The organism is Flavipsychrobacter stenotrophus, from assembly GCF_002954265.1.
GTDB lineage: Bacteria > Bacteroidota > Bacteroidia > Chitinophagales > Chitinophagaceae > Flavipsychrobacter > Flavipsychrobacter stenotrophus.
Genome location: NZ_PPSL01000004.1, coordinates 174414 through 198634, shown reverse-complemented (window position 1 = coordinate 198634; position 24221 = coordinate 174414). Strand labels below are relative to the sequence as shown.

Genomic DNA, 24221 nt, shown 5'->3' with positions numbered 1-24221 from the left:
TCTGAATACTAGCTGTTAATTTGTTTAATTGATCTCGAATTCAATTGTAAATTCTGTACCCTTGTTTACCTCGCTATTTACCCGTATCCGGCCACCCAGTGTTTCTACCTGTGTCTTCACCATATACAGGCCAATTCCTTTTCCCTCTGTATGATAGTGAAATCTTTTGTATAGTCCAAATACCTGCTCACCTTTTGTTACCAGATCTATGCCCAGGCCATTGTCTTTAAATGTCAAAACGACCTTCTTATCCTTCTTCGTGCTGCGAATCTCTATCACCGGAGCAACACCTGGTTGCCTGCATTTAATGCTATTGGAGATAAGATTATAGAACACACTGTATAGGTAACTCTTCAGTGTGGTAATACCTTCTACCACCTCAAAGTTTCCTTTAATATTTACGCGTTCCCCGGCAATTATGTGACTGATGCTGTGTTTTATATCACTCAGCAGATCGTTGAACAGAACATATTCCCTGCTTTCATTATGCTCTTGTTTCACCTGTAAGATATAGTTCAGGTCCTTTATTACCGCATCCAGTTTCTGTATAGAAGTTGACAGGTCTGCCATTAATTCATTATTTTCCAATAGTGGCAGATCTTCAATTTTCAAAATTTCAGATATGCCAATAATATTGGCCACGGGTGCTCTCAGGTTATGCGATATGATATAAGAAAACTGCTCCAGATCCTTATTGCGCTGCACAATATCGGCAATTATCTTCGTGCGCTCCATCTCGGCATGCTTTCGTTCTGTAATGTCTAGTGCTATGCCCAGCACAGCGCGCTCACTGGTTGCTGGCAGTGTATAGGGTACTTTGATGATGTAGAATATACGCTGCTTTCCCTCATGATCAGTAAAGAGTACTTCGGGCACCTCTGCAGTGTTTCCACCAAATATGATTTCTCTATCCTGCTCCGGCATGAAGTCATTTACATTGTTAAATGATTCCGATTCCGTTATAGACTTGCTGATGAGCTGAGTTGGTGAATAGCCATACAATTTGGCAAAGCTCTTGTTGACAAATATAAATTTACCATTTGCATTTTTGGCATAGATACATTGTGGTATCAGATCCATTATAAGGCGCAAGTTCTCTTCCGACTGTGCCAGTGAATCTTCTGCATGTTTGGCATTAGTTATATCATGAATGATACCATGCAGCCGCACCGGCTCATTAAACTCATTGAATTCAAACTTACTCTCAGAATACACATATCTAATCTCTCCTCCCGGTCTTACTATACGATGATAGAAATAGGCATTTTGGTAAGTTGCCCTGGACTCATTCATCATCTTCATTACCGACACCTTATCATCCGGGTGTATGCTGGCCAGGTAGGTATCAAACACAGGCTGTTCGGACTCAGATACAAACCCTATTATTCTTTGTGCTTCCTGAGACCAGGAATGAGTATTGGTAATAAGGTCTATTTCCCAGTTCCCCACGTGCGCTATCTCCTGTGCTTCATTCAGCCTGAACTCATTTTGCTTAAGCCTTTCTTCTACTTCTTTCCTTTGCTTTTCTGTTTCAAATACGTCAAGGGCAAATGAAATATCACCTGCAACCTCTTGCAATAGCTTTATCTCATCTTCATTAAAAAGATTTGTTTCTGTCGCATACAGATTAAACATTCCAATGATCTTGCCGGTCTTTTTGATCGGCAAGATCATGGTGGATAGTATACCCCTGGCTGCTGCATACGGTTTCCAGTAATCCAGGTCCGCGGCATTAGCTATATCATTGCACACGTAGTACTTTCCTGTTAGCAGCACTTGCTCTGTCGGTCCGACTTCTTTGTAATGTACATCCCGGAATAGATTAGCATCCTCAGGGTGCATTCCGTCTGCTTCAACCAGGTTCAGCGTTTGGTTTTGTATATCCAGCATACCTATCCACGCCATTTTGAAATGTCCGAACTCCACCGCTATACGACATGCCTCCCTCAGCACCTCCTTCTCGCTACCGGAGTGAACGATGGTTTGATTGATCTGGCTGATAACAGAATAAAGCCGGTTAACATTTGTAATTCTCTGTTCAGCCTGAATTCGCTCCGTAACATCTCTGAAATTAGTAACTATGGCCTGCACATCTTTATCATTCAAAAGGTTGGTTAACGTGCCTTCTACATCTATCCAGCCCTTTTCCTTGTGCGCTATCCTGTGTCTGCTAAATTGCGGCACACCTGGGTTCTGGATGGTGCTCGCAAATAGTGAATGTAATTTCCCTCTATCATCAGGATGCACGATCGATACCTCATTTTCCAATAACTCCTTAACAGAATAGCTCGTTACATTTTCCGACGATGCAGATTGATACATGACCCTACCTTCTTCATTAAGCAATGCAATGGCATCCATACTATTTTCCACCAGCGCCCTGAACTTGTGCTCACTACTTCTCAGTTTTTCCTCAGCTTCCCTTCGCTCCGATATATCCAAGTGCATCAACACTATCCCACTTTCCGCGCTATTATTTTCCTTTGTAACAATCACTTTCAACCATCTATCCTTACCTGGAGCATCACACCTATATTCCATGCTAAAGTCGCGAATATGCCCTGCAAGAATAGCTTTTATTGCATTGGCTATTCTTGCACCATCTTCACTTTCCACTCCATCGGCCTGCTCGGCAATTATTATATAGTTATCTCCTATCCCATAGCTGTTGCCTATAAATCCATTTTCATCTGCAAATCGCCTCCAGGCATCATTCACCTCCATTATCTTGCCTGTATTATCTAACAGGGCAATGTTGGCAGGCAGCGCGTTGAGTATAGAAGATAAGCGCTCCGATAACAGTATCTGATCCCTGTATACTTTTTCTACCTCTCTCTTACTTTTGCTCAGCGATTCACCGGCAAGTTTGCGCTCAGTAATATCCCTGAAGTTATTGACTATCGCATTTACGTTTTCATTGTCAAGCAGATTAGTTGTCGTACCCTCCACCCATATGTAGTACCCGTTTTTATGGCGCATCCTGTAAATGCCCCATATCGGCCGCCCGGGACTACTAATAGCCATCTCAAAACGCTTCTTACCCTCCTGCACATCATCAGGATGAAATAGGTCAAACTCACTGGTATCAATTATCTCATCAATACCATATCCCAGCATTCGCTCTACAGACGGTGTCTGGTATTTGATACAACCCTCACTGTCTAGCAAAGAAATAGAATCATAGCTATTTTCAAGCAGGGCGCGAAAATGCCTAACACTACTTACCAGCTTCTTTTCTGCCATACGGCGTGCAGTTATGTCTATAGACATAACAAGCCGAGCCATACGGTCATTAAAAACAACATTATAGGCAAATATCTCAACGTAAATAATTGTACTGTCTTTCTTTTTATGACGCCATACGCCCCTGTTGTATTCACTCGCATTTATCAATGGAGAATGTGACGTTTCAATAAAAGCAAGCTGCTCATCATCAGGCCGTATTTCTACCGCCGTCATAGCAAAAAACTCTTCCCGGCTATATCCGTAGCTGGCTACTGCCACATCATTGACATCAAGAAATTGAAAGGTGGTAACATCAATAACCCACATCGGCATTGGGTTATTAATAAAAAGGTGTCGGTAGCTGTTCTGCGTAAGGTTTAGTTCGCGGGTTCTTATTTCTATTTGGGCCTCAAGTTCTGCATTGATTTTTTGCAGATTTTCTTCTGCCAGTTTCTTTTCAGTAAGGTCGCGTGTAATTTTCGTAAATCCTTTTAGTACATTGCTATCTCCAAATAGGGCAGTGATCAATACACTACCCCAAAAAGCAGTTCCGTCTTTTCTTATTCGCCACCCCTCGGCCGAAGCTTTACCCATCAGGGATGCTTCTTTTATCATCTGCTCAGGTACGCCCTTTGCCTGATCATCAGGTGAATAAAACACACGAAAATTCTCACCGATTATTTCATCTGAGCTATAGCCTTTTATTTTTTGTGCTCCCTTATTCCAGTTCCTGATATTGCCTCTCTTATCTAAAAACAAAATGGCATAATCCTCTATCTCGGCAACCATTTGTTTATAAATATCTATGTCTTCATTCATGATGATAGTTTTTGTTATACCTCTCTCGCCCTCATATTCCTAATATTGCAATAATATACAACAAAAATGACATTTTTATATATTTAATTCCTTTTTCTCATAGTAAAGTAAAATGTAGCACCATTACCCTCTTCACTTTCCACCCATATCTTACCACCATTCAGTTCCACAAAGTCTCTGCAGAGCACTAATCCAAGCCCTGTCCCCTTCTCATTGCTGGTCCCAAGACTGCTGGTACTATTCAAACCAAATATATGTGCGGTATTCCCCGCCTTAATTCCTACACCATGATCCTTCACATAAAAACAAACATATTCACTGTTGCTGTTGGGGGCAAGGCCTATCTCCACTTCTCCGCTGTTTTTAGAGAATTTCAACCCATTTGATAACAGGTTTCTCACCACAAAATCAAAATGAGAAATGTCGGCATATACTGTCGTTTCCGCTGGCACCTTGTTCACAATGTCAATATGTTTCTCAATAGCATTTTCATGGTGTAATTTCAGGTTACTTTCTATTGTTTCATTAACGTTGAACAATTCCCTTTCAAGGCTGATACCTTTTATCTGCCTGCTTCCCCATAACAATAGTTTATTGAGCGTCTCCAGCGATGCTTCACTCTGCTCCTTCAACATCTTGAATACCTTAGCCTCTTCTTCATGTGTCATACCATGATCTTCAGAATCCAGCACTTTGAGCATACCAATGATGGTATGTGTTGGTGTGCGCAGGTCATGTCCTATTATCGAAAATATCTTATCTTTCACCTGGTTTGCAAGAGCAAGTTTCTCTTTGCCCGCTTTTAATTCTTTATTTAAGCCAATTGTTTTTTTATAGCTCTTATACAGCAGCAGGGCTACAGCTATAACTATGGCTATAGCTATCATTACATTCCGTTGAAAATTTTTGTTCTTGTTCTGCTCTTCAAGCTGTAATACTTTGTGCTTCGATTTATCCAGTTCATATAATGCCTCCAGATTAGCAACCTCCGCATTTTTCTGAACTGTGAATATCTGCTGCCTGATTTCATTTGCACTGTCTTTATAAGTATAGGCTGCCTGATAGTTATGCTCATCTACATACACATCCGAGATCACCTCGTATATATTGGCTACAATATTTTTTTGATCTTTTTTCAGTGCTATCGCAAGTGCTTGTTTTAGTAACGGTATCTTTTGATCATGAGGTGTTGCTTTATCAAGCATGGCAATATTTAGCAGGAGGTTAGGAACATCGTGCTCCCGGGCAATAGTTAGTGCTTGTTTAAAATTAGCCAAAGCCCTCACCTCTTCACCTTTTTCCTTATAAATGATTCCTGTATTCAAAAGTAGGAGCACCTTTACCTCATCAAATCTCGGTGTGTTACAATAAGATAACCCGAGTTCACAATATTTAAGCGCTTGCTCATAATTCCCTCGCTTACCTTGGTTTATAGCCATGTTATTATACAGGTAGGCCATATCAATGGTATCTTTAATGATCTGGGCAAGCGCTAACGCACTTGTACAATAGAGATGAGATTTATCAAGATTCTCCATGTAGTCATTTACTGTGCCTAGCTTTATGTAGGTCTGCACTATACCAAGCGTATCCGATAATCCTTCGTAGATCTTTAGTGCAGATATAAATTGACGGGTAGCCTCGTTGAAGTTGCCTTGCAAACCCTCCAGCACACCTAATTCATTCTTCAGCAATCCAATCGCCCGCTTATCATTTATTCCCCTTTCATACAGCTCCAGTGCATTTTGAAGCCTCACTTTTGCAAGTCCCATCCTTCCCGCGGTTCTATCCAGAGACCCAAGCTGACCGGACAGATATGCCTCATCTGTAGTAACACCAAGTTTTTCAGACAGATTTAACCCTTCTTCTGCATACCTGTATGCCGTATCAGGAACCCTTTTCTTATAGTACTCTACCGCCTGCTTATACAGCCGCAACTTAACGGTATCTTCTTTGGCAATACTTATTCTGGCAGTGATCGAAGCTATGTTCTGCTGCGATAGAACGGCGCGAGGAGAAAGCAGCAACAAGGCAAACAAACATAGTGGGATATATATTCTGTAACACATTATTAATCAATTATTTCACAATAATAAACTATGTTTCTTAATTGTTAACTGATTTTATCGAATTAAATATAAATTTATTTAAGTATTCCGCAGGAATCTATCCGATATATTGCGCCCCGGGGAGTAAAAAACCTTACATCCTGTTGACAATTATTGAAACTTTTTGCATTTTCGCTTTTGATTTTTCATGAGTTCCCGTTACCTTTGCACAAAATTTAGCAGACTTAACTTTTTTTTATACTTTAATCTATGCCAAACGTTGGTAGAATCAAGCAGATAATCGGTCCGGTTGTGGACGTTTATTTCAGTGGTGATAGCAAGTTACCCGAGATTTTTAACGCACTTGAACTGACTCGTGAGAACGGGGATAAGCTGGTGCTTGAAGTGCAGCAGCACCTCGGTGAGGACAGTGTTCGTGCAGTAGCTATGGATGGTACTGAAGGTCTTGTGCGTGGCACAGAAGTTCGCGATACCGGTAAGGCTATCGCTATGCCTATCGGCGACCAGATCAATGGCCGTCTGTTCAATGTTACAGGTGATGCTATCGATGGTCTCCCTCAGCCTGACCGTGCAGGTAGCCGCCCGATCCATAACAAACCACCTAAGTTTGAAAATCTGACTACCTCTTCTGAAATATTGTACACAGGTATCAAAGTAATTGACCTTATCGAACCTTATGCTAAGGGTGGTAAGATCGGTTTGTTTGGTGGTGCCGGTGTGGGTAAAACAGTATTGATCCAGGAATTGATTAACAACATCGCAAAGGCTTATGCAGGTTTGTCTGTATTTGCAGGTGTTGGTGAGCGTACACGTGAAGGTAATGACCTGATGCGTGAAATGATCGAAGCTGGCATCGTTAAATACGGTAAAAAATTCATCCATTCTATGGAAGAAGGTGGCTGGGATCTTTCTTCAGTTGACCTTGAAGAACTTAAAGATAGTAAAGCAACTTTCGTATTCGGACAGATGAACGAACCACCCGGAGCTCGTGCTCGTGTGGCCTTGTCTGGTTTGACTATTGCAGAATATTTCCGTGATGGTGATGGTACTGGCAAAGGAAAAGATATCCTTTTCTTCGTTGATAACATCTTCCGTTTCACTCAGGCAGGTTCTGAGGTATCGGCTCTTCTGGGTCGTATGCCATCTGCGGTGGGTTACCAGCCTACCTTGGCTACAGAAATGGGTCTGATGCAGGAGCGTATCACTTCTACTAAGAATGGTTCGATCACTTCGGTTCAGGCGGTTTATGTACCTGCGGATGACCTTACCGATCCGGCTCCGGCTACTACTTTCGCTCACTTGGATGCGACAACCGTTCTTGATCGTAAGATCGCGGATTTGGGTATCTATCCTGCGGTGAGTCCTCTGGAATCAACTTCACGTATCCTTACACCGATCATTGTTGGTGATGTACATTATAACTGCGCTAACCGTGTTAAGCTGATCCTTCAGCGCTACAAGGAGCTTCAGGATATCATCGCTATCCTGGGTATGGATGAGTTGAGTGAAGAAGATAAAATGACAGTAGCACGTGCACGTAAAGTACAGCGCTTCTTGTCTCAGCCATTCCACGTGGCTGAAGCCTTTACAGGTCTTAAGGGTGTACTGGTACCTATCGAAGAAACTATCCGCGGATTCAATATGATCATGGATGGTGAAGTTGATGAGTATCCTGAAGCAGCCTTCAACCTGGTTGGTAGCATCGATGACGCTATCGCTAAGGGTAAGAAACTGATGGAACAAGCAAAAAACTAATTTGACAATTCGACGATCCGGCAATGTAACAATGTTCATATTGCCCGGATTGTAAAATTGCCTGATTGAATAAGAAACTTGATTTTCGATAAACAATTGTCGAATTGTCAAATTGCCAAATTGTCAAATTGAACTCATGCAATTAGAAATATTAACACCCGAACATAAAGTATTCAGCGGCAACGTTTACGGTATTCAGTTACCGGGCACTAACGGTTCTTTTGAAGTACTCGACAACCACGCAGCCATGATAGCTGCATTGGGCAAGGGCAAGATGAAAGTACTGGTAGACAAGCACAACACAGACGTTTACGAAATATCTGCTGGCTTTGTTGAAGTACTCAATAACAAAACTAGTGTACTCATTGAAGATGCTACTGCCTTAGCTTAGTATTTTCCTGCACACCAATTACTACAACCCGTTTCAACTCTGTTGGAACGGGTTGTTTGTTTTTGCACACCCACACCCACACACACACACACACACACACTCCAACCTGTCGCGAGAGTTAGCGTAGCGCTCTCTTGACGACATGATTTAACGGGTCTCTGCCCCGAACACCGGACCGACTCTCTTTGAGACACCCCCAAGATGCGAAACGGGTTCATACATCATACCAACCCCAACCACAGGCAGGAAAACGAAAAAACACTTTTAATATTTCCTTACCATTCCACCCACCTTAACAATTCATAATGAATTCATCTTATACATTTACACCTCACACTCACACCATTTATTTATGAAACCAATCATTTTGCTGGCATCATCCGTTATGCTACTTTCCACAGTTACCTCATACGCTCAAAAAAATACCTGGATAGTTGATGCCGGTGCTAACGTCAACCATCAAACCATCCCATCCTACTCAAGTGGCTACCCAAGTCTGTCGTTAAGTGGAGCAGGGCTCAATATTGCAATAGGCAGGCAGCTAAGCAATCACTTTGCAGTAGGTATACTTGGCGGCTACGGAAGCCAGCAGCAACTTATAGGCGATTATTCGGGCATTTCCAGCCACGTCTATAAAGCTACATTCAATACATGGAATATAGGTGTATATGGCCGCTATACTTATTGGCTCAACAAGCATCTCTATCTCTACTCGCAACTGTCTGCTACCCACCACGACTATAGCGTAAAGTCAGAACTACTACAGTATAACTACCCCGTTGTTTACCAACCATATTTTACCTCAGGCACACAGCCCGATGGTTTAGACGTAACCCTGCTGCCGGCAGTAGGCGTAAACCTTATAAAAGGCTATGGTATTCATGCCGATGTTGGCGGACTTAGCTACACCAGGACTGGTGGCGGCGGCAACGCAGTAAATGGTGTCAACCTCAATATAGGCCAGTCATTCCATTTCGGTCTGCATAAGATCATTGGCTGGAAGAAAATGAACAGCACCCCTAATGACCCAAATGCAATGCTGAAATAAAATAAATGCTTATAAGTCGGCAGGCAAATAATATTCCAGCATCCCACGCGACAGCGTGGACATCAGATCTCCCTCTCCCTCGGAGAGGGTTGGGGAGGCTCACAGACATAACGATCCTAATGCAATGCTTAAATAAATAATTATTGACAAACATATAATAAAAACGCCCTTCGGGGCATTTTTGCGTTTACACAACACTCGTCGAAACTATGATAAAGCTCAGTTCTCTTATACTGGTTGCCTGTCTATCTGCAACAACTGCTCAAAAGCACACTTGGATAGTAGAGCTTGAAGGCGATTACGACAGACAAGCCTATACCAAAGGATCCTATGATCCAACCCAATATCTTGAAAGCTGGCTGATAAGTGCTGCCGGTGGGTATCAGATTACAAACCATTTTACTGTAGGCCTCATGATCGGCGGATCATCCACTCAGTATTTTGTACCGGTTCCTATCGCTCCCGCACCCGCTTATGGCAACACTTTAGAGAACGCAAAGCACAGCCGTAACACAATAGACCTTGGGATATGGTTCAGATATACTCACTCACTCAACAACCGTTTTTAGATCTATACACAGGTCAATACATCACTGGAATACACAGATGATCGCGAATTGGCCGGCAAATATTTTTATTACACTCCCCTCACAGCTACAATACAAGACCCTGCACCCTCTATGCCTTTAACTGGTTTCTCGCTAAGCGCATTTCCCGCAATCGGTATGAATATCATCCACGGATTTGGCGTTCACATGGACATTGGCGGCATACAGTATACTATGGCAAGCATGATCGACAACTATGGCGATTATAATCGTTTACGCCTAACCCTCGGCCACCAATTTCACTTCGGTCTCCATAAAATAATTGGCTGGCAAAAATTGAATGACAAACCATCCCAAAAAGGTAAATAACGCTCCGCTATCAATACACCAATCTCACCTTTATAGTCTCCTTCACCCCATTAAGCAACGCCGCCGCATTCTTCGACTTATCACTGCTTATATCCAATATAGCATACCCAATCTCTTGGTTGGTTTTAAGATACTGCCCTAGTATGTTGATATTCTTAGAAGACAACGCTGCATTGATCTCCGAAAGCACACCGGGCACGTTTTTGTGAATATGCAATATCCTGTGCGTATGCTCCTGTACAGTTGGATTCAGCTCCGGTATCGTATGAGATCCTGCAGTCACTCCTGTCTCTATAAAATTGATCAGCTTGCTACTCACATCCATCGCTATATTCACCTGCGCCTCTTCAGTACTGCCACCTATGTGAGGGGTCAGCAATACATTGGGCATCTGTTGTAATAATGAGACAAACGGATCGCCGCTACCCGATGGTTCTTCCGCAAACACATCCACTGCTGCACCCGATAGCCTGCCACTTACCAGGCTATCTTTCAATGCGGCAATATCTACCACTTCACCCCTCGCATAATTGATAAGAATAGCGCCGGCCTTACACTGCGCTAACGTAGCCTTATTGATAAGGTTATGCGTAGATCTCATTGCGGGAGTATGAAGGGTAATGATATCTGCATTCTGCAACAGCCATTTAAGGCTATCTGCCGACACCGCATTCCCCAATGGCAGTTTTTTCTGGGTATCATAAAACACCACCTTCATACCTATTGCCTCGGCCAGCACACTTACCTGGCTACCTATATTACCGTACCCTATTATCCCCAGCGTCTTTCCACGCAACTCATGACTATGGCTTGCATCTTTCATCCACACACCCTCATGCATCAACCTGTTTTTATCAGGTATTCCACGTATCAGCATTATCGATGCTCCTATCACCAGTTCAGCCACAGAGCGAGTGTTGGAATATGGTGCATTAAATACCGCAATACCCAGGCTCATAGCATGGGGTATATCTACCTGGTTGGTACCAATACAAAAGCAACCAATTCCCAGCAACTTGGTAGCAGCATTGAGTACATTCTTAGTCACCTGCGTTTTAGATCTGATGCCCAAAATATGCACATTCTTTATCTTTTTGATCAGCTCTTCCTCTCCCATTGCAGCCGTAAGATGGACCACATTAGTGTATCCCGCCGCCGTCAACTCCTTCACCGCCTCATTGCTCACATTTTCCAGCAGCAGTATATTCAATTTCTCTTTAGGATAGCTCGTAACCATATAGCCGCTAATTTAGGACAAACCCCAACACTAAATGACAGTTACAAGGTTATTACACTATTTATTCACCCAATCGATACCTAAAATGGAAGAACTCTACCTCCTTTGCGCATGATATATCCCACCCTTACCACTGCAATAAAAAGCCGCAAAACATGCTACAGCATAATACAAGCTATACTCACCGCCAAACAACTCGATGCCCAAGAGCGTGCAGGCAACAGGCGTATTAGTGGCCCCGGCAAATACAGCTATAAAACCAAGTGCCGCAAACATATCTGCGGGCACGCCCATAGCCACTGCCAGTGTATTACCCAGTGCGGCACCAATAAAGAACAGCGGCGTTACCTCTCCACCCTTAAAACCCATACTCAGCGTAATGACCGTAAACACCAGCTTCCACAGCCAGCTCCAGTACGTAACACCATGCCCATGAAATGCATTGACTATAGAGATACCGTGCAGATCCTGAGATGTCACACCCAGGCCCAGGTAGTCGGTAGAACCTACCAACCACGTAAGCCCGATAATGATGCAGCCACCAACCACAGGAATAAGCCATTGCACAGGTATGTACTTGAGCGACAACGATTTTACCTTATTGGATAGAAAAATGAACAACCATGCACACAGTCCAAACAGCGCGCCGGCAATCGCTGCCTTTACCAACAACAAAGTATTAACATGAAGAAAAACAGACGATCCACTATGAAAAGAAACAAGATAATGTGTATGATGAATGCCCCATGCTGTACATACAATATCCCCAATAAACCCGGCTAATAGGCAGGGCACCAACGCATCGAATTGTAGCTTACTAAATACCAGTACTTCTATGGCAAATACAGCACCGGCAACAGGCGTACCAAACACAGCACCAAAGCCCGCAGCTATACCCATCATCAACACTACGTGGGTATCAGCAGCAGACAGCTTTAATAACTTTCCTATGCCCCCTGCCATACTCCCCCCTATCTGCACTGCAGTCCCCTCCCGTCCTGCAGATCCTCCAAAAAGGTGGGTGATGAGCGTAGTGAGCAATACCAGCGGCACCATACGCAGGGGCACGCCCCCACCCGGTTCGTGTATCTCGTCAATGATCAGATTATTACCCCGCTCAGCATCTTTGCCCAAAACCTTATACAGAAAATGGATGGCCACACCTGCCACCGGCAGCAAATACAGCAGCCACATATGCTGCCACCTGTATTGTGTAACCCCATCGAGCAGCCACAGAAAGAAGGCCACAATCGAACCGGTCACCAGCGTCACAGGAATAGCCAGCGCGGTCCACTTAAGTAGATACCGGAGTATAAGATCAGCTTTGAAAAATTGTTTGAATTGTTGCATACCCACAAATAATACATTTATAGTTACCACGTTATTGCAGCACTATTATTTGCAGGCGCCATCAGCTTTTTAGGGCGGTTGAGTAGGCAGACACCATTGCCTTTTGTTGATACAAAGATAGCCTTTACCTCAAAAACGCCAAATCAAATACCTTTGCCACCATGAACTGGATATTACTCATCATCGCCGGACTATTCGAGACAGGATTCGCTTCATGCCTGGGCAAGATGAAAGAAACCACCGGCACTACCGCCACCCTATGGGGAGCAGGTTTCTTTGTATGCCTCATCATCAGTATGTTGCTGCTTTATAAAGCCACACTAACACTGCCTATCGGCACCGCATATGCCGTATGGACCGGTATAGGTGCGGTAGGCACAGTGCTGGTAGGTATCTTCATTTTTAAAGAACCGGCCACTTTCTGGCGCATATTCTTCCTCTTCACTTTGATCGGATCTATCGCCGGATTAAAGTTCGTCTCCAGCCACTAAATACCCTTTCTTAAACTCTCGGCATAGGCATTAGGTAACGGACTATCCTCTACCGCCTTTGCAGCTTGTTCCACATCATACTCAAATCGTATAAACGCTACCTCTATGCTATCCTCCACCAAAACAGAGCTATCATCATTCACTGTCAGCAGCACATATCCACCACGGGCATCCCCATCCTTCGGCTTCCCTACCGACCCAATATTTATCGCATGTCGGTATGAGGTTGTATCACCATTAACTACGGTAAGCACTCTATGATAAGGCTTGTGGGTATGCCCAAAGCACATGATATCAGCACCTGCATCGCGCATGATACGCAGCATACTCTTCTCTTCACGGTCTTCAAATAAATACTCATTGATCTTGCGGGGAGAACCATGTACCAGCAGTAGGTTCAGTTGGTCATTATTCAGCTGAAACTCCACTTTTATATGTGCCGGCAATGTACGCAGATAGTTACGCTCAGCATCGTTCATTATCGAATTGGTATAGGTGATGGAGATATTGCCATTGGCTTTCTCTTCATCGGTCTTATAAGCGCACCCGCAGTCGTTGATAGCACGCCCTATACCGAAGTCATAATTGCCGGCAATGGATGGTATCTTTCTCCTGCGTATTTCGTTTACTACCTCGTTAGGCCATATGTTGTAGCCAACCATATCGCCCAGGCAATAAATGGCATCTACATCGTGCCTGTCTACATCCGTAAAGAAGGCTTCCAGAGCAGGAAGGTTGGCATGAATATCGCTGAAAAGGGCTATTCTCATAATTGTTCTTTTAGTTGATGAGCATAATATTTTTTTCTGAGCCAGAAGGCTACATTGACCAGAGATATCAAGGCAGGCACCTCTACCAATGGCCCTATCACACCAGCGAATGCCTGTCCCGAATTGATACCGAAAACACCTATGGAAACAGCTATCGCCAACTCAAAATTATTACCTGCTGCAGTAAATGAAACCGCAGCATTTTCAGCATAATCTGCACCGGCCCACTTACCTGCAAAAAACGCCACTATGAACATAACAGCAAAGTATACAGCCAGCGGCACGGCTATCCGCAACACATCAAAAGGCAGCTTCACAACAAGGTCTCCCTTAAGGCTGAACATAACAATTATAGTAAACAAAAGTGCCACCAAAGTAATGGGCGAAATTGCCGGTATATACTTGCTATTGAACCATTCCTCACCCTTAACTTTTACAAGAATCGCCCTGCTTACGACACCTGCTACAAATGGTATACCCAGGTACACGCCTACTGTTTTGGCTATCTCCGAAATAGATATATCTATGTGCAAACCCGGTATACCCAGCAGCGGTAGCAACACCTGCAGCAAGAACCAGGCATATACACTAAAGAACAAAACCTGCAGCAAACTATTAATGCCAACAAGCCCAGCCACATACTCCCTATTACCCTCTGCAAGCTCGTTCCACACTATCACCATGGCTATACATGGCGCTATACCTATGATGATGAGCCCGGTCATATACTCGGGGTAATGACTGAGAAACAATGCACTTAAAGAGAACATTAATAAAGGCCCTATTATCCACGTAATAAAGAGCGATACCGCCAGCAATTTTACATTCTTAAACACCTTAGGTATCTTCTCAAAACGCACCTTAGCCAATGGCGGATACATCATTAATATCAGCCCAACAGCCAGTGGTATATTGGTAGTACCGCTGGAATAAGAATTGATAGTGGCAGGCAAGGAAGGGATAAAATAACCCATCCCCACACCAATGATCATTGCCAGAAATATCCAGAGCGTAAGGTACCGGTCAATAAATCCCAGGCGCTTTCTATTGGCGGCGGGAGCACAATTATTTGCAGACATTTATAATAGTTTATGTATAGAAAAATCAGCAGCAACCACCACCCGGTGTGCAGCAGCTATCAGCCGATGAACCCAACACTTTCATCTCTATTTTTTGCTTATGCTGCGGTATACCGCAATGGTCAGATGCAAGACACGCAGTCTGTTTGGGCAGTAGCAAGAAGTCTGTTCCATCGAAACCCAAATCATATTTCCCAATGGTATCAGACTGATACTCCACTTCGATCTCCAGGTCTTCTATGCCCAATACTTTTTCCGACAGCGCTATGATCTTTAACAGTTTCCCGGCCTTCAACCTATGCTCTGTATCGTTGGCATTCCACAGCTGGAAGTTAGCTACTTTTTCGTGCCGCACAGTACCGCCGCAATCTATAAAATCTTTGGTAATGATACCCACTTCTGTAACATGGAAATGCTCCGGAACCATCGTGCCATTGGGCAATTTAAAATTAACTCCGTCAGCATTCTCCAGGTGCAACTTTATTTCAGATAGTTTCATTTTTCAATTTAGTTTAGATGACTATTCAATGATTACAATATTGCAATTTTACGATTGATTTAGACTAAAAAAAAATCAACAACAATTCTTCACATCAAATGACTTGAAGAATATAGACAGATCTTTTTGCAGCAGCTTCCACGCCTTGGGCTCTATACAATAACAAACCGTAACACCTTCTATAGTGCCTTGTATGATACCCGCATTTTTCAATTCTTTTAGGTGCTGCGAAATGGTTGCCTGAGCAAGGCCAAGCTCATCTACCAGCTGACCACAGATGCAGGCATTGGCTTTGATGATCTGCTGCAGAATGGCAATACGGGCCGGATGCGCCAATGCCTTAAGCATCGTTGCCAGCCTGTTTTGTTCTTCAGTAAAAATTTCAGTTTTAGTAAGCCCCATATCTATTGTAATATTACGATTGAATTATCAACCCACCAAATTAATTTTCTGTATTAATAGTATGCTTGCCATTATTAGACACATTCTTCACGTCCCACTGCACACGCCTTATAAACTCGTGCTGGCGTACATTACAGTCTTGTTTGATACATATAGCGCAAGATATTGGCAGGCAACCATCTGTGTGTACAAACATCTCAACGTGCTCACCAAAGTTCTCCCTGATCATATCTTCCAGCGCTTTTACTTCTTCGTGCCCTTCATTAATATTAAAGTACCATGGAATAGTAGTGTGGCAATCCAGATGAAGAATGCTGCCATACTTAATGATGCGCAGGTTATGAATATCCATCCAGTTTTGGCGGCGGTGCTCACTAAGATATTTCACTACCCTATCCAACAACTCTTTATCTGCTTCATCCATTATTCCTGCAATAGAACTACGCAATACCTTATAGCCTGCAACAAAGATAAATACGGCAAAAAGTATACTTATGGCGCTATCTATCCAGGCATAACCAGTGAAGTACAAAATGATCAATCCGACTACAATACCGAGCGTACCATAGGTATCGCTCTGCATATGCTTACCTGTTGCAATCAGCGTGAGTGCATTGTTTTGTTTGCCCTTTCTTATGGCATAATAGCCCGCTATAAAGTTCACAATAGCAGTTAGTGCCACCAGGTAGATACCATAGTCGAGCTTATGAAAAGTATGTGGCCGGTAAAAGAGATTATTGATCGCTTCATAGACTATCACAAAGCAAGATACCACCATAAGGATACCCTCTATTGCAGCAGACACAAACTCCGCTTTACCATGACCATACGGATGGTTTTCATCCTTAGGCTGGGCAGATAAATAAAGACTATAAAGACTAATAAAACCAGCTACAACATTTATGGTGTATTCAAGCGTATCGGTAAGTATAGCAACAGAATGTGTAAATGCCCACGCCACCACCTTTACTATAAACAGTAAAACAGTAATGGCGGTTAATTTTTTCTGGAAACTTAGATTCTGTGTGGCTAAACTCATTGATGGCAGCTGTAGCGCAAAGTTCCCGCTTTTTTACCAACCAAGGGGCATGTTTTAATCAGCAAACGAATATAAAATTTATCATTATTCCTTATTCATTAATGATACCCATAGCACTTTGTTTCATCTTATGCGTTATTTCTTTACCCAGGTATTTTTCTATACTTTGCTCTATTATGTATATGAGGGGAGTAAGCACAATTGCCATTGTAAACTTATAAGCATAGTTGACAAGGCATATAGACAATACACGCTGATAAGACCAGCCTTTGCCTATCTTAAATGCAATGAACAGCACCACAAAACTGTCTACCAGCTGCGACACTACTGTTGACCCCGTAGCCCGCAACCATACCTTCTTTTCACCGGTCACCTTTTTGATCTTATGAAAGATATAAACATCAACCAATTGGCTCAGCAAAAACGCCATAAGACTACCTACAATGATCCACATACCCTGGCCAAATACACTGGTAAAAGCTACCTGCATATCAGGTACACCGGCATCCTTTTGGCTACCGGTCCAGAAGCCCTGGTCAGCGGGCACATGTATCGCCAGATAGAACATAAGAAAAGCATAGCATATAAGCCCGATAGCAATGTAAGATATTCGCCTTACCGCCTTAGGCCCGAAATATTCGTTTACTATGTCAGTCATGATGAACTCAAACGGCCACAGCAGCACACCCGCAGTAAGCGTAAAAGTAAGTCCTGGCTCTCCCAGCAAACTAAACGGATGTGGCATCACACCGAAGACGCGCTCTAAAGAGAATAGCTTGCCGCCAATACACTCTGCTATCAATGCATTAGCAACAAAGAAAGATGCGAGGATAACAAACAACTTTGTAGGCCTGTCACCCAATAATTTATGAACCATATACTGTGCTATACTTATGTGAATAAAGATACAAACACCAGCCAGTTAAACCGAACGCTATACTATTAATTTAAAAATGGCCATATTTGCAATGTCTATTACAGCAACATATAAGTTATGAAAAAAAGGATCTTGTCTATTGTTACCGGCCTGATTACCGGATTTCTGATCATATCGGCAGGCGAGAGTTTTTCGGGTACATTGTATCCCCTGCCGGAAGGAACAGACGTTAACAACAAAGCTCAGATGATTCTTGCACTTGCCAAAATGCCTATGCAAGCCTATTTATTGCTGCTAAGCATTTATGCCCTAGCAGCAATGGCAGTTGGCATTGTGACGACCCTTATAGCGGAAAGCGGCAGCACGAAAATTAAAAATCCAACATTGACTACAGAAGCTATTTCAAATAAAACCTGGAGACCGGCCGTTATATGCGGGTTGGTATTTACTTTGGGTGGTGTTATTAATGCTACATCACTATCTCACCCTACATGGTTTGTTATAGCCAATGCCTTTGCGTATGTACCAACAGCATATGCTGGATACCTGATGGCAAAAAAGAAATAAACGAGACCTGGTGAGAAAAACCGCTAAGAAAGTCATAAAACTTTTCATTTTCGGGCAATTCCCGATCATGAACTTACATGACAGACGCCGTATATCAAAAAAATATACTTACTTTATACCTGATTTAGTTGGTTATGTATAGAATTTTGCTTTCCCTACTCTTTACTTTCTTTACATTGTCTGTATCTGCGCAACGCATGATAGATACTTTTCACCTGTACTTTGACCTGAACGTAGCGGCACTCAACAAGAATACTGAAAAGAAGATCGACCTGCTTATTTACAATGACAAGATCATTAACGGAAGTACCGTAATGGTAGTAGGTTATGCCGACTTTCTTGGTTCTGAGCAATACAACAAGAACCTGTCTATGCAACGCGCCAAAAACGTGAAGGATTACCTTATCAAATACGGAATAAATGCAGCCGATGTAAAAGTATGCGTAGGTAAGGGCGAAGTAAAAAGAAGGGATACCACAGATAAAGAAGGCAACCCTGTAGACCGGAAAGTAGATATTGTTGTGAACAACAAATTTAACTTTTCAGAACAACCCCGCCACTACCCCACAACTGCATCTAAACCGCCAAAAGAGACCACAACAGCCGGCAGCGGCAGCAATAAACCAAGTGATATTAAAGAACTAAACACCCTGAAAGAAGGTCAAACAATTTTGTTAAAGAATGTATATTTCCCGGCTGGGAGCCATATGATAAAACCGGAATCATTCAACACACTGGAGAAGTTATACGCTACGCTAAAAGACAACCCCAGATTGAAGATCAGTATTGAAGGTCACGTGTGCTGTATACACGGAGATGTACCCGATGCGCTGGATATAGATACTAATGAGCTTCTATTGTCGGTAAACAGGGCAAAAGCCATACTGCGCTACCTTGTAAACAAAGGGATAGATGAGGAACGTTTGCAGTTTGCCGGATTTGGCAAGCAACACCCAATTGTTGCCTACGAGCGATCGGAGGAAGATGCAGAAAAGAACAGGCGCGTAGAGATAAGAATACTAAGCAACTAGGCATTGATTTTATGCAGCCAGTATAGAACATTAAAACAATACACAACGGATTTAATAAATTAAGCTCACCACTATTTGAGTGGGTGCAGTGGATATTTGCGTTCGTCCAAACAATAACCGGACAGACCTAAACCAAATGAAATATAAAACCTTCAGTTCAAGCAATAGAAAATGCCAATCAGCGATAAATAATATTGCTGATTGGCATTAATATCTTTGTAAAGAATAACCTAAAAGATTGACTATTAGTTAGTTGTAACCAATCTATCTTGGGCAATCTTGTATAATTTGTAAACTCCAAATAATACACCCGCGGCTATCAGAATCACTGTACCACCATCCAGGGGTACGTCAACCACATCTACTCCACCTGTATCCGATCCTGTATTATTATCAAACCCCGACTGCGCCAAAACGATATTTGGAAGCACGGTGAAGATAAAAAACATTAAAATGGGTAATAAAAGCAGCTTCGATTTCATAAGGATTTGCTTCATTTTTCTCATATTGGTACTACAAATTTAGCTATTGTTTTCGAAAAAACAATATGTTTAACAATTAAATCACAATTCCACGTCCACAATTGTTGGGTATATGCTATGTCAAATATTACAAAAAAACCACAAAAACTATAAGCCGGATCCTGTATCCTGTCTTTTACAACAAGATGGTTATCATTTATCTGGGATGAAACTCACGCTTCACCTCTAGCTGCCAACCCACAAACATCGGGCAAGTGACCCTCAAACGTCTGCTTATTTGGCATTTCAGTACGCAAGGTTTACCCATACACCCTATCACTAAGGCATATCGTAGTCTCTTACACTACGTTTTCACCCTTACCACCCTCTCTTTAGAATGGCGGTTATTCTCTGTGGCACTGTCTGTCAACCCTTTACAGAGTTGCCTACCCGTTAGGTAGCGCGCTACTATATACTGTCCGGACTTTCCTCTCCATTACAAGAATGAAGCGATAACCCGCTTTTGTAGTCAAACAAAGATACATAAATTAATTTCATAAACAAGTCTCAATGCAATTAAATTAAATTAATCTATTTTTTAATTATAGTTTTTCTGCTTTAGGTGAACGATAAACAATGGAGTACCTTTGTAGTACTTTTATTCGCCTTTAACAAATGCAAAAAATAACAAACATACTAGCTATTGAGTCGTCATGCGACGAAACCAGCGCTGCTATTATACAAAATGGCAAGGTATTAAGTAATCACATAGCAACGCAACATGTACACGAACGATACGGAGGAGTAGTTCCGGAACTGGCATCGAGAGCGCATATGCAAAATATCATTCCTGTAGTCGATGCAGCAATAAAAGACGCCGGAATAGTTAATGAAGAAATAACAGCATTGGCATTCACCCAAGCCCCGGGTTTAATTGGCTCCCTGCTGGTAGGAGCATGTTTTGCGAAGGCATTTGCGCAGGCAAGAAACTTGCCGCTAATTGCGGTTCATCATATGCAGGCTCATGTACTGGCCCATTTTATAGATGAACAACCACCATTTCCTTTCATGTGTCTTACCGTTTCGGGCGGGCATACGCAGATAGTATTGTGCAAAGACTACCTGAATATGGAAATAATGGGTGAAACGATAGACGATGCGGCAGGAGAAGCTTTTGACAAAGTAGCTAAAATGCTGGGACTTCCCTACCCCGGCGGACCATTAGTAGATAAGTATGCAAAACTTGGCGATCCGTTGAGGTTTAAGTTCCCGCTGAGCGAAATGCCTGAATACAACTTTAGTTTCAGCGGAGTGAAGACATCTATTCTCTACTTCCTGCAAAAAGAAAGAAAACTAGATCCTGATTTTGCCGAGAAAAATCTAAATGACATCTGTGCATCAGCTCAATACACTATTGTTAAGATGCTCATAAACAAGCTAACAAAGGCTGCCAAAGCCCAGAACATCAAGCACGTAGGCATAGCAGGCGGAGTGTCTGCCAACAGCGGACTAAGAAAAGCGCTACTGGAGGCCGGAGAAAAGAACGGCTGGAAGGTATACATACCGAAATTTGAATATTGCACCGACAATGCCGCCATGATAGGCATAACAGGCTATTATAAATTCCTGAAAGGTGATTTTACCGACCTGTCGGTGAGTCCAAGCGCGCGAGCAACATGGGGGTAGGTAATTCATATTTCGACTTCAAACAATTTCGCATCTCGCAGGAAGGGTGTGCGATGAAAGTAACAACAGATGCCTGCATGCAGGGGGCCTGGACACCAGTAACCAACAACGTAAAGCGCGTACTGGATATTGGCACAGGAACAGGGCTACTGAGCCTGATGATCGCCCAGAAAAGCAAAGATGTAATCATAGATGCTGCAGAGATAGACATTGATGCTGCACGCCAGGCACAGGTAAATATCGCAGCATCGCCATGGGCAGATAGAATAAATGTATTGACCTGCGACATAAACAAATTCCAGACAGACAATAAATATGACCTGATCATCTGTAACCCGCCATTCTTTAATAATAGTTTGCTGAGCGGCAAAGAAGCTAAGAATAAAGCAAGACATACAGTAACGCTTAGCTATGAAAATCTATTCGACGCCATAAAGGCTCTTCTTGCCGACAACGGAACAGCATCAATATTGCTACCTGTGCCTGAAGCAAGTATATGGGAAGAACTTGTGATCGGTAGCGGTTGGCATGTTGTAAACACACTCTCTGTAAAACACAGGGATAATGCAACTGTAAAAAGAAAAGTGATCATCATTAGCAATACGCCACCTGAGACACTACGATCACAGACACTTGTCATTCAAGAAAACAACAGTAGTTATACTGAAATATTTACTACGCTGTTGGCTCCATACTATCTGAATTTGTAATTACAGCCCTTCTTATAGCCAAAAAGAAAATAGAGATCAGCATCCACCCCACCCAAAAGAGATAGGCCCCAACATGAAATACATCGCGAAGCATGCGATGGGTAATGTCATTAGAAAAATCGCTGAATGTAAAGTAGAGACCACCGATAGCAGCGGCAAAACATAAAACGTGCAGTAGCTTACCCACAACAAAATGAGTGCGTTTCTGAATAATATATTGAACAACAAACAGCACCAGTAAAGCCACATATACAGCCAGAGCACCTTGCCACCATACTTTGAGAAACTTGTATTCTTTGTGTATAAGGTTGATACCAATTCTTCCTATCCATGACATATTAGACATAAGAAAACCCGATACCGCCGAAAGGCCGGCTAAAAGCAGCAGGAAAGGAATAGTACGTTTGGCACCCATGAATGTGTTGAGATTAGATAAGAAACAGGCTATATAATAAAAAATATTCCCGGCTGAAAACAGCCGGGAATATCAATTTTTATCTAATTATTGCATTGACTTAGCGTCATTGAGGAACTGAGCCAGTCCAAGATCGGTAAGCGGATGCTTTAATAAACCAAGTATAGAAGGCAGCGGGCAAGTGCAAACATCAGCACCGGCTTCTGCACAGCGTACAATGTGTAATGGAGTGCGGATAGAAGCAGCAAGAACTTCAGTCATGAAACCCTGTGCCATGTAGATCTTAACGATCTGCTCTATCAACTGAACACCATCCCAGCTGCTATCGTCGATACGGCCAATGAAAGGAGATACATAAGTAGCACCCGCCTTTGCAGCAAGTATAGCCTGGCCTGCTGAAAACACTAGTGTGCAGTTTGTCTGGATATCATTATCAGTAAACCACTTGATAGCCTTGATACCGTCTTTGGTCATTGGAATCTTAACCACTATATTCTTGTGAATAGCAGCGAGCTTCTTACCTTCTTCCACCATTCCTTCGAATGTTGTGCCCAAAACTTCAGCGCTAACCGGACCATCTACCATTTCGCAGATAGTCAGATAATGCTTTGCAATGGCTTCAGTACCCTTGATGCCTTCTTTGGCCATCAGCGTAGGGTTGGTGGTTACACCATCTAATATTCCCAGTTCATTTGCTTCCCTGATCTGGTCAAGATTAGCCGTATCTATAAAAAATTTCATGACAAGTGCTTTTTATGAGCGCAAAGGTAGAAAAATCATTTACCTATTCTCTAATTGATTTAGTTAAAAAGAAATCAATTCGATGAATTATTTATCTTCAACCATCATTCTCACCATCAGTTCCTTACCAAAATATTTCCCTTTCCATTTTATTGCATTAGGTTCTACACCATATGTTTTGAAACCATATTTTTCATACAAGCTGCGGGCAACCGTATTTTCCGCAATTACAAACAAAGTGATCTGCTCAATATCTTTTAGTTGTTTTACCCGCTCCAGAAGATGCTCTATTAAAAGACTCGATATTCCCTTACCCCGGAACCTCCGGCTTACATACATTCTGAAAAGATCGCCCTTGTGGCGAAGCTTCTCCCTATCTTTACCATCGCGACGAAAGCTAACTACCCCCGCCAGATTATCGCCTGAGTAAGCAGCAAGCGTAAAGCTATCTTCCTTTCCTTCTGTAGGGAATACAGCATTTTCGTCGTCATGAGGAGTAATACCAAAGTGTTCTTCGTCTTTTATTAACCCTTCACGCATGAACGCCTTATATTTAGATAAGAGGTTCGCGTGTATCTCAGTAATTTCTATTTCCGGCATTTATGATTTTTCTGAAACAAAGCTATTGTTTTAGGAACTGTA

General features: G+C 42.6%; 23 protein-coding genes, 1 other RNA gene and 1 riboswitch. Of the genes, 9 read left to right on the top strand and 15 right to left on the bottom strand.

The features are described 5' to 3' along the window. Window positions 1-24 precede the first annotated feature (24 nt). Window positions 25-4044, bottom strand: coding sequence for a PAS domain S-box protein (locus tag CJD36_RS15285; protein WP_105040068.1), 4020 nt, complete (start codon window positions 4042-4044; stop codon window positions 25-27). Window positions 4045-4127: 83 nt separating this feature from the next. Then, window positions 4128-6113 carry a tetratricopeptide repeat-containing sensor histidine kinase gene (locus CJD36_RS15280; protein ID WP_105040067.1) on the bottom strand — a complete coding sequence of 662 codons (1986 nt, stop codon included), beginning with the start codon at window positions 6111-6113 and terminating at the stop codon, window positions 4128-4130. Window positions 6114-6362: 249 nt separating this feature from the next. On the opposite strand from CJD36_RS15280, the gene atpD reads away from it, so the two are divergent. The 4 genes from atpD to CJD36_RS15260 all read left to right on the top strand — a co-directional run bounded on the left by atpD (window position 6363) and on the right by CJD36_RS15260 (window position 9876). Next, window positions 6363-7868 (top strand): F0F1 ATP synthase subunit beta, encoded by a 1506-nt coding sequence (gene atpD, locus CJD36_RS15275; RefSeq protein WP_105040066.1) that lies wholly within the window; start codon window positions 6363-6365, stop codon window positions 7866-7868. Between the two features lie 136 nt (window positions 7869-8004). Next, window positions 8005-8259: an ATP synthase F1 subunit epsilon gene (gene atpC / locus CJD36_RS15270; RefSeq protein ID WP_105040065.1), complete on the top strand. Its 255-nt coding sequence runs from the start codon at window positions 8005-8007 to the stop codon at window positions 8257-8259. Window positions 8260-8611: 352 nt separating this feature from the next. Continuing rightward, a complete protein-coding gene (locus CJD36_RS15265) occupies window positions 8612-9307 on the top strand; it encodes an autotransporter domain-containing protein (RefSeq protein ID WP_105040064.1) in 696 nt (231 codons plus the stop codon). 209 nt (window positions 9308-9516) lie between these two features. Beyond that, window positions 9517-9876, top strand: coding sequence for a hypothetical protein (locus CJD36_RS15260; RefSeq protein WP_105040063.1), 360 nt, complete (start codon window positions 9517-9519; stop codon window positions 9874-9876). A gap of 358 nt (window positions 9877-10234) precedes the next feature. On the opposite strand, the gene serA is transcribed toward CJD36_RS15260, so the two are convergent. Together serA and CJD36_RS15245 are read right to left on the bottom strand one after the other, a co-directional pair. Then, on the bottom strand, window positions 10235-11461 hold the full coding sequence (gene serA / locus CJD36_RS15250; protein WP_105040061.1) for a phosphoglycerate dehydrogenase: 1227 nt from the start codon (window positions 11459-11461) through the stop codon (window positions 10235-10237). Window positions 11462-11557: 96 nt separating this feature from the next. Beyond that, window positions 11558-12811, bottom strand: coding sequence for a voltage-gated chloride channel family protein (locus tag CJD36_RS15245; RefSeq protein ID WP_105040060.1), 1254 nt, complete (start codon window positions 12809-12811; stop codon window positions 11558-11560). A gap of 45 nt (window positions 12812-12856) precedes the next feature. Further along, window positions 12857-12921, bottom strand: a riboswitch (Fluoride riboswitch). Window positions 12922-12972: 51 nt separating this feature from the next. On the opposite strand from CJD36_RS15245, the gene CJD36_RS15240 reads away from it, so the two are divergent. Beyond that, window positions 12973-13302, top strand: coding sequence for a DMT family transporter (locus CJD36_RS15240; RefSeq protein WP_105040059.1), 330 nt, complete (start codon window positions 12973-12975; stop codon window positions 13300-13302). Here CJD36_RS15240 and CJD36_RS15235 read toward each other — a convergent pair. The 6 genes from CJD36_RS15235 to CJD36_RS15210 form a co-directional block, all read right to left on the bottom strand. Further along, on the bottom strand, window positions 13299-14072 hold the full coding sequence (locus tag CJD36_RS15235) for a metallophosphoesterase family protein (protein WP_105040058.1): 774 nt from the start codon (window positions 14070-14072) through the stop codon (window positions 13299-13301). The genes CJD36_RS15240 and CJD36_RS15235 overlap by 4 nt on opposite strands. Next, window positions 14069-15151: an ACR3 family arsenite efflux transporter gene (arsB, locus tag CJD36_RS15230; protein WP_105040057.1), complete on the bottom strand. Its 1083-nt coding sequence runs from the start codon at window positions 15149-15151 to the stop codon at window positions 14069-14071. Before arsB ends, CJD36_RS15235 begins: the two co-directional genes overlap by 4 nt. Window positions 15152-15176: 25 nt before the next feature. Then, entirely contained in the window at window positions 15177-15650 is a 474-nt protein-coding gene (locus CJD36_RS15225) for a DUF6428 family protein (RefSeq protein WP_105040056.1), read from the bottom strand. Between the two features lie 75 nt (window positions 15651-15725). Continuing rightward, on the bottom strand, window positions 15726-16052 hold the full coding sequence (locus CJD36_RS15220; RefSeq protein WP_105040055.1) for an ArsR/SmtB family transcription factor: 327 nt from the start codon (window positions 16050-16052) through the stop codon (window positions 15726-15728). A gap of 40 nt (window positions 16053-16092) precedes the next feature. Further along, a complete protein-coding gene (locus CJD36_RS15215; protein WP_105040054.1) occupies window positions 16093-17091 on the bottom strand; it encodes a cation diffusion facilitator family transporter in 999 nt (332 codons plus the stop codon). A 91-nt stretch (window positions 17092-17182) separates the two neighbouring features. Beyond that, window positions 17183-17968, bottom strand: a complete 786-nt coding sequence (locus CJD36_RS15210) for a queuosine precursor transporter (RefSeq protein WP_105040053.1) — start codon at window positions 17966-17968, stop codon at window positions 17183-17185. Window positions 17969-18085: 117 nt separating this feature from the next. Here CJD36_RS15210 and CJD36_RS15205 point away from each other — a divergent pair, with 117 nt between their 5' ends. Both CJD36_RS15205 and CJD36_RS15200 read left to right on the top strand, forming a co-directional pair. Next, window positions 18086-18535 (top strand): hypothetical protein, encoded by a 450-nt coding sequence (locus tag CJD36_RS15205; protein WP_105040052.1) that lies wholly within the window; start codon window positions 18086-18088, stop codon window positions 18533-18535. 134 nt (window positions 18536-18669) lie between these two features. Next, entirely contained in the window at window positions 18670-19566 is an 897-nt protein-coding gene (locus tag CJD36_RS15200) for an OmpA family protein (protein ID WP_105040051.1), read from the top strand. A gap of 245 nt (window positions 19567-19811) precedes the next feature. Here the strand turns inward: CJD36_RS15200 and CJD36_RS15195 are convergent, their stop codons facing one another. Together CJD36_RS15195 and rnpB are read right to left on the bottom strand one after the other, a co-directional pair. Further along, window positions 19812-20048 (bottom strand): PID-CTERM protein-sorting domain-containing protein, encoded by a 237-nt coding sequence (locus CJD36_RS15195; RefSeq protein ID WP_133162659.1) that lies wholly within the window; start codon window positions 20046-20048, stop codon window positions 19812-19814. Window positions 20049-20182: 134 nt separating this feature from the next. Then, an RNA gene (rnpB, locus tag CJD36_RS15190) (RNase P RNA component class A) lies at window positions 20183-20556 on the bottom strand. A 146-nt stretch (window positions 20557-20702) separates the two neighbouring features. Here rnpB and tsaD point away from each other — a divergent pair. Both tsaD and CJD36_RS15180 read left to right on the top strand, forming a co-directional pair. Then, a complete protein-coding gene (tsaD, locus tag CJD36_RS15185) occupies window positions 20703-21713 on the top strand; it encodes a tRNA (adenosine(37)-N6)-threonylcarbamoyltransferase complex transferase subunit TsaD (protein WP_105040049.1) in 1011 nt (336 codons plus the stop codon). After that, window positions 21704-22423 (top strand): tRNA1(Val) (adenine(37)-N6)-methyltransferase, encoded by a 720-nt coding sequence (locus CJD36_RS15180; RefSeq protein ID WP_105040048.1) that lies wholly within the window; start codon window positions 21704-21706, stop codon window positions 22421-22423. The genes tsaD and CJD36_RS15180 overlap by 10 nt, the downstream gene beginning before the upstream one ends. Here the strand turns inward: CJD36_RS15180 and CJD36_RS15175 are convergent. The 3 genes from CJD36_RS15175 to CJD36_RS15165 all read right to left on the bottom strand — a co-directional run bounded on the left by CJD36_RS15175 (window position 22389) and on the right by CJD36_RS15165 (window position 24179). Continuing rightward, window positions 22389-22838 (bottom strand): cytochrome d ubiquinol oxidase subunit II, encoded by a 450-nt coding sequence (locus CJD36_RS15175; RefSeq protein ID WP_105040047.1) that lies wholly within the window; start codon window positions 22836-22838, stop codon window positions 22389-22391. The genes CJD36_RS15180 and CJD36_RS15175 overlap by 35 nt on opposite strands. Window positions 22839-22925: 87 nt before the next feature. Further along, window positions 22926-23579, bottom strand: a complete 654-nt coding sequence (gene fsa / locus CJD36_RS15170) for a fructose-6-phosphate aldolase (protein ID WP_105040046.1) — start codon at window positions 23577-23579, stop codon at window positions 22926-22928. Between the two features lie 87 nt (window positions 23580-23666). Continuing rightward, window positions 23667-24179, bottom strand: coding sequence for a GNAT family N-acetyltransferase (locus CJD36_RS15165; RefSeq protein WP_105040045.1), 513 nt, complete (start codon window positions 24177-24179; stop codon window positions 23667-23669). Between the last annotated feature and the right edge of the window lie 42 nt (window positions 24180-24221).